The 12,956-nt window shown below is 64.2% G+C and carries 12 protein-coding genes; 7 read left to right on the top strand and 5 right to left on the bottom strand.

What is annotated here, in order from left to right:
- Positions 1-6: 6 nt before the first annotated feature.
- Positions 7-1,227, bottom strand: a complete 1,221-nt coding sequence (locus E1809_RS13215) for an acyltransferase family protein (RefSeq protein WP_133204692.1) — start codon at positions 1,225-1,227, stop codon at positions 7-9.
- A gap of 50 nt (positions 1,228-1,277) precedes the next feature.
- On the bottom strand, positions 1,278-2,498 hold the full coding sequence (locus E1809_RS13210; protein ID WP_133204691.1) for an MFS transporter: 1,221 nt from the start codon (positions 2,496-2,498) through the stop codon (positions 1,278-1,280).
- 60 nt (positions 2,499-2,558) lie between these two features.
- Between E1809_RS13210 and E1809_RS13205 the strand changes: the two genes are divergently transcribed.
- Positions 2,559-3,053 carry a DUF1772 domain-containing protein gene (locus E1809_RS13205; RefSeq protein ID WP_133204690.1) on the top strand — a complete coding sequence of 165 codons (495 nt, stop codon included), beginning with the start codon at positions 2,559-2,561 and terminating at the stop codon, positions 3,051-3,053.
- Positions 3,050-3,805: a potassium channel family protein gene (locus E1809_RS13200; protein WP_133204689.1), complete on the top strand. Its 756-nt coding sequence runs from the start codon at positions 3,050-3,052 to the stop codon at positions 3,803-3,805. Before E1809_RS13205 ends, E1809_RS13200 begins: the two co-directional genes overlap by 4 nt.
- Before the next feature lie 3 nt (positions 3,806-3,808).
- On the opposite strand, the gene E1809_RS27080 is transcribed toward E1809_RS13200, so the two are convergent.
- The 3 genes from E1809_RS27080 to E1809_RS13185 all read right to left on the bottom strand — a co-directional run bounded on the left by E1809_RS27080 (position 3,809) and on the right by E1809_RS13185 (position 8,879).
- Entirely contained in the window at positions 3,809-4,720 is a 912-nt protein-coding gene (locus tag E1809_RS27080; RefSeq protein WP_133204688.1) for a glycoside hydrolase family 25 domain-containing protein, read from the bottom strand.
- 247 nt (positions 4,721-4,967) lie between these two features.
- Entirely contained in the window at positions 4,968-6,173 is a 1,206-nt protein-coding gene (locus E1809_RS13190; protein WP_235835583.1) for a MinD/ParA family ATP-binding protein, read from the bottom strand.
- Between the two features lie 357 nt (positions 6,174-6,530).
- Positions 6,531-8,879, bottom strand: coding sequence for a glycosyltransferase family 2 protein (locus E1809_RS13185; protein ID WP_133204686.1), 2,349 nt, complete (start codon positions 8,877-8,879; stop codon positions 6,531-6,533).
- 264 nt (positions 8,880-9,143) lie between these two features.
- Here E1809_RS13185 and E1809_RS13180 point away from each other — a divergent pair, with 264 nt between their 5' ends.
- The 5 genes from E1809_RS13180 (at position 9,144) to E1809_RS13160 (ending at position 12,951) form a co-directional block, all read left to right on the top strand.
- Positions 9,144-10,700, top strand: a complete 1,557-nt coding sequence (locus tag E1809_RS13180) for a chitinase (RefSeq protein WP_165962309.1) — start codon at positions 9,144-9,146, stop codon at positions 10,698-10,700.
- Positions 10,701-10,904: 204 nt separating this feature from the next.
- Positions 10,905-11,129 carry a Flp family type IVb pilin gene (locus E1809_RS13175; RefSeq protein ID WP_133204684.1) on the top strand — a complete coding sequence of 75 codons (225 nt, stop codon included), beginning with the start codon at positions 10,905-10,907 and terminating at the stop codon, positions 11,127-11,129.
- A gap of 51 nt (positions 11,130-11,180) precedes the next feature.
- Positions 11,181-11,405, top strand: coding sequence for a Flp family type IVb pilin (locus E1809_RS13170; RefSeq protein WP_133204683.1), 225 nt, complete (start codon positions 11,181-11,183; stop codon positions 11,403-11,405).
- Positions 11,406-11,530: 125 nt separating this feature from the next.
- Positions 11,531-11,905: a TadE family protein gene (locus E1809_RS13165; protein WP_133204682.1), complete on the top strand. Its 375-nt coding sequence runs from the start codon at positions 11,531-11,533 to the stop codon at positions 11,903-11,905.
- Positions 11,893-12,951, top strand: a complete 1,059-nt coding sequence (locus tag E1809_RS13160) for a Tad domain-containing protein (RefSeq protein WP_133204681.1) — start codon at positions 11,893-11,895, stop codon at positions 12,949-12,951. Before E1809_RS13165 ends, E1809_RS13160 begins: the two co-directional genes overlap by 13 nt.
- The last annotated feature ends 5 nt before the right edge of the window (positions 12,952-12,956 follow it).

The raw sequence follows: 12,956 nt of genomic DNA, 5'->3' as shown, positions 1-12,956 counted from the left end.
AAAACCCTAGGAAGCGTAAACCGGCCGCGGCACCATGGAGCGTAGCCGTTTCCGTGCCGGTTCCTCGACGAACTTGAACATCACCCAGGTGCCAAAGGCGATCTCGAGCAGGCACGCCGCCGCGAGCAGGTTGGTCATCAAGGGAGCCGCACCCGCTGGCCAGTCCCGGTTGATCCAGTAGAAGAGGTAGATGAAGAACATGTGCACCAAATACAGGCTGTAGGAGCTCCGGCCGCCAAATTGCAGCCAGCGGGCTGACAACGCCGCATTGAGCCGTCCGCGGGCCAGGCTCAGCAGAGCGATAAGAAGCGGGAAGGCAAGGACGGCGAGCCGTCCCGGACCCGGTTTGCCGGCGAGCGCCAGGAAGATGACGACGGCGGTTCCGAGCAACACGGCGCCGCGGCCGGCAAGTGCCGGGTTGAGTTTGAGGCGGTCGGCGTTGCGGGTCGCAAGGCAGGCGAAGGCACCGGAGGTGAAGCAGCAGGCGATGCGCAACAGCCAGTGGAACGGCTGAGCCCCCGAATCGACAGGAAGGTCCGGACCCCAGGCTGCGGTAGGAAGCAAGACCACGATCGAAGCCGCCATGGCCGCGAGCGGATGCAATGTCCGCAAGCGGAAGAGGGGCAGCGCCAGCAGGGGGAACGCGAGGTAGGCGAGCCATTCCGCGCTCACCGTCCACCCGGGGCCGAACCAGCTCGCGCCGTCAGTGGTCGGCTGGAACCAGAGGTGCACCATCAACAACTGCTTGGCCAGACCCCAGGGAGACAGATCGGGTGTTTGGGTCTGCAGCGACCATGTTGACGCGTTTTCCTGCGCGGTCCCGTACACGAACCACAGGCCGAGGACGCCCACCACCAGGGCGAACGCCGGCCACATCCGGGCAAAGCGCGCCCAGACAAAATCGCCGGCCGCGCGCCACCGGAACTGCGGTCCAAGCCGGTCCAGGTAGGTGTAGGTGATGATGAAGCCGCTGAGGACAAAGAACACGTCCACGCCGAGGTCGCCGTTGGCGATAACGGGGCCGAACAGATCGTAAACCGGCGCCAGGAAGGTCTGCCGCAATGCTTGGAGATGGAAGAGTACAACCCACAACGCGGCGATGAACCGCAATGCCGTCAAGGTCCCGATATCGGGCCGGGAAGACCCCGCGGGAGTGCTTTTCGGCTGGGTAGTTTTCGTAGTTGCTTGCGAATGCGGAGGCGACATGACCGAGAACATTCGATTCATTTTACCGAAGGCTCCTGATCGAACGCTGGGAGCCGCCACCCGCCGTCGGGCTAGTAGTTCCTGTGGTGCTTGAGTTTCGGGAGTGCGACGGCGAACACGGCCGCCGCTGCCAGGCCCAGGAAGCCTGTGGCCCAGACGCCGGCGGCGAGGGATATCGCGGCGGTCAGGGCTGAGAGGAGGACGGGTCCGCCGGTGGATCCGGCGTCGGAAATGAAGCGCCACAATCCGAGGAACTGGCCGCGGCCCTTGTCTGGCGAGAAGTCGGCGCCGAGGGTCATGATGAGGCCGGAACCGATGCCGTTACCGAAGCCGATCAGCAGACCGGCCAGGAGCAGGCCCACGAACCCGGCAGAGAACGGGATCAGGAAAAGCGCGATGCCCATGATGATGGTGGACGGCACGGCAACCCACAGGCGTCCTTTGCGGTCCATGAGCTTGCCTGCCGGGTAGAAGACGAGCATGTCGATCGCTCCGGACAAGCCGTATATCAGTGAAGCGTGCGTGGCGTCGAGGCCCAAGTGGTCCGCCCACAACGGAATGACCACCTGCCGGGAAGCCCTGAGCGCGCTCAGCAGGAGTATTCCCGTGCCGGCAGTCAGGAAGACCCGGGCGTGGGAGACCGCAACGCCCCGGAGGGTGGGCTCGGGAGCCTTGGGGCCGCCGTCGACGTCGTCCGGGAGCACGAGGTCCGGGATGGTGAGGGACAAGACGGACGCGGCGGCCATGCCCACCACGCCAACCCAGTACGCTCCGCTGATGCCCGCGAACTGCATCACCGCCGCACCCACGAACGGACCGATGAACATGCCGATCCGGGTCACCCCGCCCAAGGTGGACAAGGCCCGTGCCCGATACAAGACCGGGACCGCCTCGGTGAGGTACTTCTGGCGGGCCAGGTTGAAGACGCTGACGGTCATCCCGACGACGGTCATCGCCGCTGCGAGCAGCCAGACTCCGTTGTGCGCCAGGAGCGGAGCGAATCCTGCGGCCAGCAAGGCCAGGGCTCCAGCGGCGCCTGCCACCACGATCGCCCACCGTTCGCCGAACTTGATGGTGATGAGGGACGCGGGCAGGTTGAAGAACCAGGACCCCAGGCCGATCAGGGTGACCACCAGTGCGGACACTGCCACGGACGCGCCCAGATCGCGCGCGGACAAGGCAATTACCGGCAACACCGCGCCTTCGCCGATGCTGAAAAGCAGTGCCGGCCCGAAGGCGGGCAGGGCAATGCTGCGGAGGCTGAAGGGTTGGACGGTGTTGGTTGTTGTCATCCCCTTCATCCTAGGCTTTTCGCCTGAGCCGAAGGCCCGGCGAAGGAGTATCTTGTCGACATGAGAGATGTATCACTGAATCGGCGCAGGGCGGCTGCCGATCGGCTCCTGCGTGCTGCGGAACTCACTCACGCCCATTGGTTCTTCGGCAACCTGTACGAGGGCGTTGCCAAGATTCCGCACCGCGTCGCGGGCTCGGCGCCGAGCCCCGAATTGCCGAGGTCGCCTTTTGGTGCCGGAAGTCCCGGCCGGTATTACGCCCCCGTTGCGCCGTTGAATGTGCCCTTGGTTATCGCCGCGACGGTCACTTCGTGGAACAGGCCGCGACGGCGGCCTTGGCTCGTGCTCGCGGCCGCGAGTTCGGTGGTGGGCGGCGCCGCCACGGCGTACCTTTTGCGGTCGGTCAACCCCAAGCTGTTCTTCAGCCCGGAGCCCTTGGACCCTGAATTGCGGACCCCGTTGTTGGCAACATGGTACCGGGTCCACGCGGTCAGGCTGGCGGCCAGCGCGGTGTCCTTGGCCGCGATCGACCACGCAAGGACACTAGGACCGTGACACAGGAACAGTGGCGCAAGCGGTCAGAGTGGCCCCTCCTCGTGGCGGCCATGGTGTTTCTTGCCGCCTTCTCAGTCCAGGTCATCGTGAATACCGAGGCCGTTGTGGTGGAAGTCCTCATTTGGGGAACCTGGGCCGTGTTCGTGGTGGACTACTTCATCAACCTATATCTCGCGCCGCACCGCGTTCGATGGTTTTTCCGCAACCTGCACGAACTCGCCATTGTTGCCTTGCCCGCGCTCCGGCCCTTGCGCCTCCTGCGCCTGGTCAGCCTCCTGCAAGTGGTGCACCGCATCGGCGGCAACGCCCTCCGCAGCCGCGTGCTGGTGTATGTCCTCGGAGCTGCGGCCCTCCTGATTTATGCTGGCGCACTGGCCGGCCTCGATGCCGAAGAAAACGTACCCGGCGCGAATATAAAGACCTTCGGCGATGCGGTCTGGTGGGCCCTCACAACCATCACGACCGTCGGCTACGGAGACTACTACCCCATTACGGTCCTGGGACGATGCGTCGCCGCAGGCCTGATGGTGGGCGGAATAGCAATTCTGGGCCTGGTGACCGCTTCCGTGGCGTCGTGGATGGTTGAGTCCGTGGCCGTCGAAACGGCGGCAGAACTCGACGCCGCCGAGGCGCCTGTCTTCGAGGAGCTTCGGCGCCTCAGGACGCAGGTGGAGCGGCTCACGGCCTTGCTCGAAGCGAGGGAGGAGCCTTCGGCCGAACCTTCGGAAGCCGCCCGGAGTACCGAGAACTAGGCGCTATTTCAGGAAACCCGCGCTGAACGAGTTCAGGTCCACGTTGATGCCGTTGAGGTTGTGTTCGAACTTTTGCTGGATGCCGATCCTCATGGTGCCGTTCGTGTTCCAGCCGCCATACTGAACCGGCGCGGGTGCCAGGTGGTCCGGCGTCCAGCTTGAATAGTCGAGGTTGCTCGTATCGGTGTCCCACAAGGGAACGTCCGCGAACGCCTTGCTGTTGCTCATCAGTCCCGGCCACATTCCGCTGCCGCTGTAGATGACTGGCCGCACGCCGAGGCTCCGCACGCCATCCACCATCGCGCGGGTCACCGGGGAACTCCCGGTTTCGACGTCCAAAGCGAAGAACTGCAACTGCGGAATATACGGGCCTGCGGCCTTGATGCCGCCCTCCCAGCACGAGGCATCGCGGGTGTAGACCGCGATCTTGAGTCCGGCGTCAAGCGCCATCTTCAATTGCTCTTGCGTCCTCTGCCAGGGCGTACACGTGCCCCACACGGTCGAGTGCATCACGTACAGCCGGAACCCCTCCGCATAAGCCTGCCGGAACCAGGCCGGATCCGTGATCGCGGCGGTGGTGTCCAGGACTTTCACCGAACCGTTCGGCCCTTCCTGGCCATTTTGGGGCACCGCGTTTTGAGGTACCACGTCTTGGGGTACGACGGCGGCCGGCGCGGCGGCTGCGGCAGCCCGCGGTTCCGCGGTCGGTGCTGGAGCGGGTGCCGCTTCAGGCGTCTTTGCGGGAACGGGCGCTACCTCAGCGGCGGGCGCGGCGTTGGCAATCGGCGCCGGACCGGCGTCGGGCACTGTGTTGGCGGCTGGCCGGGACGAACCGAGCAAACTGGGCGAAGCGCTGGGCAGCACGATCAACAGTAAGAGGGCAACAACGGCAAAAGCGAGGTTTTTCGGGATCAAGCAAGGCTCCTGGGCGCTGGCCGCACGGTCGTGACGCGGGCACAGCAGAAGTCGATGGCGCGACGGATGGCAATGCGCCGTGCCCGGGCCCAGTTCCCGGTCATGCGCGAGGACCCCCTAAAAGGGGTGGTCCAGGAGCCACTCTAGGAAAAAGTTAGGCGATCCGAAAATTTGCAATCCAAGTAGCACTCGAGTATGAAATGGCCCGAATGAAGCGATATGCAAGTAGTGATTAGAGTGTTGTTCGCTACACGTAGCCGTCCACGATCGCGGCCGCGATTTCCTTGTAGGCGCGGCGCGTATCAGGGCGCAAGACGTCCAACGTGACGAGGTCGCCGTCGGCCACTCCCCTGTCGTGCGGCACGGCAATCAGCTGGCGGCAAATCCCCGCGAGGTGTTCCTCGATCGCGTTCTTGTCCACGCGGGAGGACACCTCGTCCTTGTCCGTGATGACCACGATCGCGTTGCGGGCGAGGTCCTCGTAGCCATGGCTCGCGAGCCATTGGAGCGTGCTGCGGGCACGCTTCGCGCCACTCACGGCATAGCCGGCGGCGATGATGAGGTTGTCCGCTGACTGCAGGATGCCCTTCATGGCATTGTGCGTGACACCAGTGCCGCAGTCGGTCAACGCTACGGAATAGTAGGCCGAAATGAGCTGGCGGATGCGCAGGTATTCCTCGGCCGTCAACGAGTCGGAGACTTCCGGATCCTGCTCGCCGGCAATGAGGTGCAACCTGCCCGCGTGGTGCATGTACCGGGCAAGGGCCGTGAGCGAATCGACGTTTTCCACGTTCTTGAGCAGGTCCGTGATGGTGCGCGGGGTGGCCTTCTGGTAGATGCCTTCACCCAGGGCGCGCTCCACGAGGTCTCCGGAATCCGGATTGGCGTCGATGGCACAAGGAGGGTCGCCACGGAACTCTGCGAGCGTGAGGCCAACACCCACCGTGGTGGACGTCTTCCCGATTCCGCCCTTCAAGCTCAGGACGGCGGTGTTGTAGCTGCCCTGGAGTTGCCGGGAAATACGGCGTGCCAGCTCGTCTTCTTCGCGTTGCTTCGCGCTGGGCCCGAGGTTCCAAGCGCCGCCTGTGAGTTTGTACAACATCCCGCGGAAGCCTCCGACGGGACGGGGCTTTTGTTCTTTGACGAAGGAACCGGGAGAGGTAATGAAGTCTGAGATTGGAGCGTTCGCTGCGGCGGCTCGGCCCGCCCGCGCGGGAGTCGGGCCGGCCTCCGCGGCCTGTGCTGCCGGCGTCGAACCCTCGCTTCCGGCGTTCTTCACCTCAGATGCCTGGCTTTTGCTTGCCGCATTTTCGGGTTCTGCTGCCGCGCCCTTTTCGGCATCCGCGGCGTTGGCTGCGGCATCTGCGGCGGCCGCTGCTTCAGCCCAGCTTCGGCTTTGGAGCGGCACCGCTGCGGGCGCGGGCGTCTCGGAGTCGGGCGTAATGATCGGCATAGCTCCTGTCCAAGCGTCATCACCGTCTGCACGCCGACGATCGCGGCGCCGCAAAAGCTCGGGCTGCCCTTCGCTCGGTGCAGTGGCGCGGTTTTCTTTGTCCGCGGAATCCGGCATTTGTCCTGTCCCCTAAGACTCGCGGCGTTGTGCACCGCAGCTCTCGTTTCGTTTGCTCCAACCAGCAAGTCTAGGCCCAGCTTGCGGCAAAACCTGACGTACCGGCCGCGCCGTGACCGACTGGTCGCGGTACATTCTGCTGGATCACCAAGGAGCGGACCTCAGCCGAGGCGCGGAATCCCGCGGATCGGCTGCACCCTTGGCCTAGGTGATCCAGCAGAACTGTACACGGCGCCCCTGTTAGAGCGCCCCGGCGCGCTTGCGGCGATCCCCTTTGCCGCGCAGGTCGCGGTTCAAGCGGCGGTCACCGTGGTAGAGCAAGGACTCCCAATCGGTTTGCTCCGGGGTTTTCGGAATGATGGCCGGGGCCTCCGGTTTCGGCTTCTTCGGGGCCACGTACAGCCAGTTCAGGACACCGAGGTACATGTCCACTCCTGAATTCGCCAAGCCGATGTAGGAGCGGATCGCTCCGGCAGCCATCACGGCGTTGAAAGCGGCGAAGGCGAAATTGCCCCAGTTTCCGAGTTCCCAGTTCCGCCACACCGTCAGCAAGGAGAACGCCACAATCAGGTACGGCGCCAGGACGTAGAGAGCGGGTGCCGCTGTGCGGTCCTTTACCTTCGGGGTACGGACGAACGGGATCTTGTCCCCGGTGAGGGCTTGCTGGAGGGACTTCAGGACACCGGCGAGGTTGACGGGCAGGAGCACCAGGTTGAACCCGTAAATCCGGAAAATGTCGCTGAACCGGTGGCCGCAATCCCGAAGATCGCTGCCCATGGCGAGGAAGTAGGGCAGCGCGGCGAGGAACACCAAAGGACTGAGGAGCCTGCTGTCGTAGGGGTACGCGAGCAGGAACAGCAATCCAAAGCTCGCCCACGTGATGGAAGCCATGTAGTTGACCCGGAGCAGGACTTCACGCAAGAGCAAGGGACGGTCCGTGCCGCGCCGCTTGCGGACCTGCTCCACGAGCTTGGGCAGGATCAACAAGCCGCCGTTGGCCCAACGCCGGCGCTGCACCACGAGCGAGCCGAAGTCCGGCGGCGTGGCGCTGTAACTGAGCCGTTCGGGGTAGTTGACCAAGGTCCATCCATGCTTGCCGAGGTCCACGCTGGACTCAGTGTCCTCGATGACGGTGCGGTCCTGGATGTAGGTCCTCACCTCGAAACCGCCCACCGTGGAGATCTCGACGATGTCTTCCAACGCCTGCTTGCGGATCACGGCGTTCGCACCCACCCAGAAAGTGGCGCCATAACTTGTCATGCCTTGGTGCTGGATGTGCTGGATGTCGGTGGTGGCCCCGGCGATGCGCTCGATACGGGTGGGGGCGCCGCGGAAGGAAGAATACGGGGTCTGCGTGACGGCCACGTTTTCGTTCCCCGGCGATTCGAGGAGGTGGACCAAGCGGAGGCAGTAGTCGCGGAGGAGGAGCGAGTCCGCGTCCAACGTCAAGACATACGTCGTGTCCGGGACGTCCAGGAAGTCGACGTCGGCACCAGACCCGGCCGAATCAGCGGTGACCACGGCATCACCGACGGCCGCAGCTTCGGCGAGGGCCGCCGTCGGACGCAGCACTGTTCCGTCGGCTGTCTCTTCCCGAAGCCACCGTCCGCCCATGAGCGAGAGGTAGGCGTTGAGGTTCATGGCCTTGTTGGCCTCGTGGGAGAGGCTGGCGAAGCGCTTGCGTTCGAACGTGGTGACTTTGACGTTGAAGATCCAGGTGAGGCGCGCGTACAGCTCGGAGATCCTTTGCCCGCCGGGCGAGGTACGTTGCGCCTTGGCGGCGGTCAGGGCCAGGATCACCAGACGCAGTTCCCGGGCCAGGCCCATGAGGACGAGGTCCACGAAGAACTCATCAACGTGGTCTTCGACGCTTTCGGTCTCGGCCATGCCTTCAAGCCAGGCCGCGGCATACTCGTACTCGTCGATGAGCCTCTGGATCTCGGTGCCGGGCACCAACTCCTCGCCCTTCAGCAGGAGCGTCCGGTACGCGGCATATGCGGCATTGACGCGCATTGCCGGTTCGCGGAGGGTTTCTTCGATCTGTCCGGCAAGCGCCCGGGTTGCCTCAAGCCTGCGGAGGACGTCGGAATCCTTGGGGAAGGGCGGATCGTCGAGGAGCAGCACAACCCGGAGGTCCGGGAATTCCTGCAGCGCCGCGGACCACATGGTGCCCCGGACAACTTCCGGTTCCTCGGCGTACGAAGGAATCAGCACGGTGACGCCGTCGGAATAGTCGAAGAAGTGGCGGTCGAGTTCGCCGCGGGGGACACGCCGGTGGTTGCGGAAGCGCGTCAAGGCACCTTGCCGGGCCGTCAGGTACATGAGGGCGGAAAACGTCAGGAACGTCACAACCACGAGATACGAGAGGGTTTCGACGCCGAAGCGGAACCCTGCACCGGGGTTGTCCACCAATTGCTTGAGCACGGTGGTGACCACATAACCGATCCACGCGAGCATAGTGGTGAGGATGCCGATGCGGCCGAGGACGATCTTCCGCCGCGACGGTGTGGGGTGGACGATCGAGAGCGGCTCCGAGCGTTTCTCGGCCCCCCATTGCCGCCTTCGGCTCTTGGAGGAAGGCAGTTCCATGGGCCCCTGGGCGTCAGGGCGAAGCAACGCAATCGGTTCCGGCAATGTGTCCCCATCCGAGGTCCGTGGGCCCCCAGCGGGCACACGGCACAGTGCAGCGTAATGTAACGGACTGCACCCCAGTGCGCCCCTATGATAGGCGAAGAACGCGGGGTTCCCATAGGACTCAAGGAAATGCTACGCACACCGGGGCAAATCCACGGGAATGAGATCTTTTCCAGGCATCCGCGAAGGTCTTTTTCTTGGAATCCCTGGGGGTCTTCTGTGTCCAAACGCTTTCCCGGCCGCCGCTTGTCGCTGCCACGCCTGGGTGTCCTGTGTGCGATTGTGATCGCGCTCGTCGCGGCCGGATACTTCGGAGTCCGCAACGTTCAGGACGTGAGCGTTGCTGCCACCATGCCGTCGGCGTTTTCCGGCTATGTGGACGTCACTGCCACTCCGCGTTTCGCGTTCGAAGACCCTGCTGTGCCCAGTGCGAAGGCCGTGGTTCTCTCCTTCGTCGTCGCCGATCCGAAGCAGGGTTGTACTCCCTCTTGGGGTGCCGCTTACAGCCCGGACCAGGCCGCGAGCGACCTTGACCTGGATCGCCGGATCGCGCGCTTGCGCCAGCTCGGCGGGACGGCGGCCGTGTCCTTCGGCGGCCTGATCAACTCCGAGCTCGCCGTTTCCTGCACGGACCCGAACGCCCTCGCCGCCGCCTACCGGCAGATCGTTGACCGCTACAGCCTCACCACGATCGATCTCGACGTCGAAGGACCCGCCTTGGCCGACACCGCGGCCGCGGACCGGAGGGCGCATGCCATTGCCGCCCTCCAAAAAGAACACAAGGCGAATGGAAAACCGCTCTCTGTGTGGCTGACGCTTCCGGCCGACCCGAATGGCCTCACCGCGGACGGCCGGAACATGGTGGCGCGCACCTTGGCCGGCGGGGTGGACCTTGAAGGCGTGAACGTCATGGCCATGGACTTCGGAGGCAGCAAGGCGGCCTCGGAGAGCATGTCCCAGGCAGCGAGCGCGGCCGCCGAGGCCGCACACAATCAGCTCGCCAACCTGTATCACGACGCCGGAACGGACCTTGGGAGCGAAACCCTCTGGCGGAAGCTGGGCGTCACGGTGATGATCGGCCAGAACGATACAGCGGGCGAAGTCTTCACCTTGGCCGACGCCGCCACGATTAATGGCTTCGTCACGTCCAAGAACCTCGGCAGGGTGTCCATGTGGTCCATGAACCGCGACCGGACCTGCAGCCCCAACTATCCGGACTTGAGCAAGGTTTCCGACGGCTGCAGCGGAATCGACCAGGGCTCCCAGCTGTTCTCGGCCACCTTGGCAAACGATGTGGGACTTCCCACCCAGGCCGCGGCTCCCTCGCCAACAACCAGCAGCGCGACGGCCGCAGCAGATGATCCGTCGACCAGCCCCTACCCGGTGTGGAACGCGAATGCGGCGTACGTGGCCGCGGACAGGATCGTGTGGCACGGGAGCGTCTACGAAGCCAAATGGTGGACGCGCGGGGATGTCCCGGACAACCCCGTCCTCCAAGGCGGTGCCACGCCGTGGAAACTCGTAGGCCCTGTGCTGCCCGGGGACAAGCCCAGCCCCAAAGCGACCGTGGCTCCTGGGACGTTCCCCCAGTGGGTGCCCGAGAAGAGCTACCACCAGGGCGACCGCATCATGTTCGACGCCTTGGCATTCGAGGCCAAGTGGTGGACCCAGGGCGACAGCCCGGAAGCAGCTATCGAAGGCGCGGCCGACTCGCCTTGGGCAAAGCTGAACGCGTCCCAGCTCCAAGCTGCGAGGCCAACGGCGGCACTCCCCTGAGTCTTCAGGGGAGCTGAGTCTTCCGGGGGCCTGACTCCCCGCGCGAAGCGGGTTTTCCCTAGCTTTCGCACAAGAAATGCGCAGCTTGGCGAGCATTCCCACAGGATGTGCCAAGGACTGACCTTTGGGGTATTTTCCGTTGCTACCTTGCTAGTGGGCTGGTACTGGGCCAGCCCGCCTCCCCAACTCGCTCAGGAGTTTCACATGCTTTCTCTGTTCACAAACCAGGTCTCCCGTGTCCGTCGTGACGAAACCGGCGCAACCGCCGTCGAATACGGCATTATGGTCGCCCTCATCGCAGTCGTGATCATCGTCGCCGTCACGCTTTTGGGCGGAACCGTCAAGGACACGTTCACCAAGGTCCAGTGCTCTGTGGCTGGCAAGACCTATACCGCGGGAACTTCCGCTGGTGGTGGCACCTGCGCGTAGCGGGCGCCTGTCCTGCTCTCGCTCGTAAGTACCAGTCACGAAGGAGTTTAGATGCTTTCCGTTTTCCTGAAGTCCGTATCCCGCGTTCGGAATGACGAGACCGGCGCCACCGCTGTCGAATACGGCATCATGGTTGCCCTTATCGCCGTGGTAATCATCGTCGCGGTAACGCTCCTCGGCGGCACTGTCAAGGACACGTTCACCCAGGTCCAGTGTTCTGTGTCGGGCAAGACCTACACGGCAGGAACGTCTGCCGGTGGTGGTACTTGCGCCTAAGAGCCGTCGTCACGGTGCCTTGAAAGCCACGTGAGGCACACCAAGCAATTTTGTAGTGGCGGCGGCGTTCGGACGCCGCCACTCGGCTTGCATCGGACTACCCGTTCCTCGGAAAGGCAATAACCATGGCCAAGGCATCAGAGCGCGGTGCCGCGGCAGTCGAATTCGCGTTGGTGGCACCCATTCTGGTGCTGCTGGTCCTCGGAATCATGGAGTTCGGGAGGGCTTACAACGCCCAGGTTTCGCTCACCAACGCAGCGCGGGAAGGGGTGCGCGTCATGGCAATCTCAAATGACCAGACGGCCGCCAAAACCGCTGCGAAGAATGCGGCGGTGACACTGAACCCCAAGCTGGCTGATACCAATTTCACGTTTAGTCCGGCCAGCTGCACATCCGGGGCGCAGATGTCCGTGACAATCAACTACACCCTCAGCACGCTCACCGGAATCGCCGGTCCGTTCTCCATGCAGGGCGTTGGAGTGATGGTATGCAGCGGCTGAGGCTCCGGGCGTTGGCATTTTGCGGGGACAGCACGGGCGACGACGGCGAGCGCGGCGCGGTCGCCGTGCTCGTCGCCCTCCTCCTGGTGGTGCTCCTCGGCTTCGCGGCGCTTGCCGTCGACGTCGGGATGCTCTATTCGGAGAAGGCGCAGGTCCAGAACGGAGCAGACGCCGCGGCCCTGGGCGTGGCGCAGAAATGCGCCTCGAACACGAGCGATCCGAATTGTTCTTCCACATCGCCGCTCGCTACAAGCCTTGCCAACAAGAACGCGCTAGACGGCCTGAACAACGTCAAGTCGCTCAGCGTCGACCTCACCAACCGGAAAGTGACAGTGACTGCGGGAGCGCAGCAGTCCGGCGGAACGCCAAACTCCGTATCGCTCTTCTTCGCCCGGGTGCTGGGGTTCAACACTTCCGACGTCTTAGCTACTTCGAGCGTCCAGTGGGGCAGCGCCCTTGCGGGCCGGACGGCGTTTCCGCTCGCGTATTCCATCTGCCAGGTGAAGGGATACATCGGCGGGGCCCTCCAGCTCCTCCAGGACCACGGAACGGGAGCCAACCCCAGCTGCAACTATGGCCCTTCGGGCGCCACGGTTGCGGGCGGCTACGGCTGGATCGTCCAGGATACGGGCGCGTGCGGCGGCACCATCAACCTCGCGACAAGCGAAGGCGGGAGCGCCCCCGGGAACAGCACGCCAAACAACTGCTCAGCCACCCTCCAAAAGTGGGCAGACACCATTACGGCGGGTCGCGACGTGATTGTCTTGCTCCCTGTTTTCGACTCGGTCACGGGAACAGGCAGCGGTGCGGTCTACCACCTCGTGTCCTTCGCCGCATTCAAGGTGGCCGGGTGGAAGTTCAGCGGCAACAACACTGTCCCGGACGCCTTCCGCAACACGAATTCGGATGTCGGGAACGCGCTGGCCTGCACGGGAAACTGCCGTGGAATCATCGGGAGTTTCGTGAAGTACGTGTCCTTGGCGGACGGCTATTCGCTGGGCCCGGTGGACGCGTACGGAGCCACGATTGTCCGCCTCATCAGCTAGTTCCA

Origin of the sequence: Arthrobacter terricola (genome assembly GCF_004354015.1) — a bacterium.
GTDB lineage: Bacteria > Actinomycetota > Actinomycetes > Actinomycetales > Micrococcaceae > Arthrobacter > Arthrobacter terricola.
The sequence above is the reverse complement of the archived record's forward strand: the minus strand, read 5'-3'. Positions and strand labels throughout refer to the sequence as shown.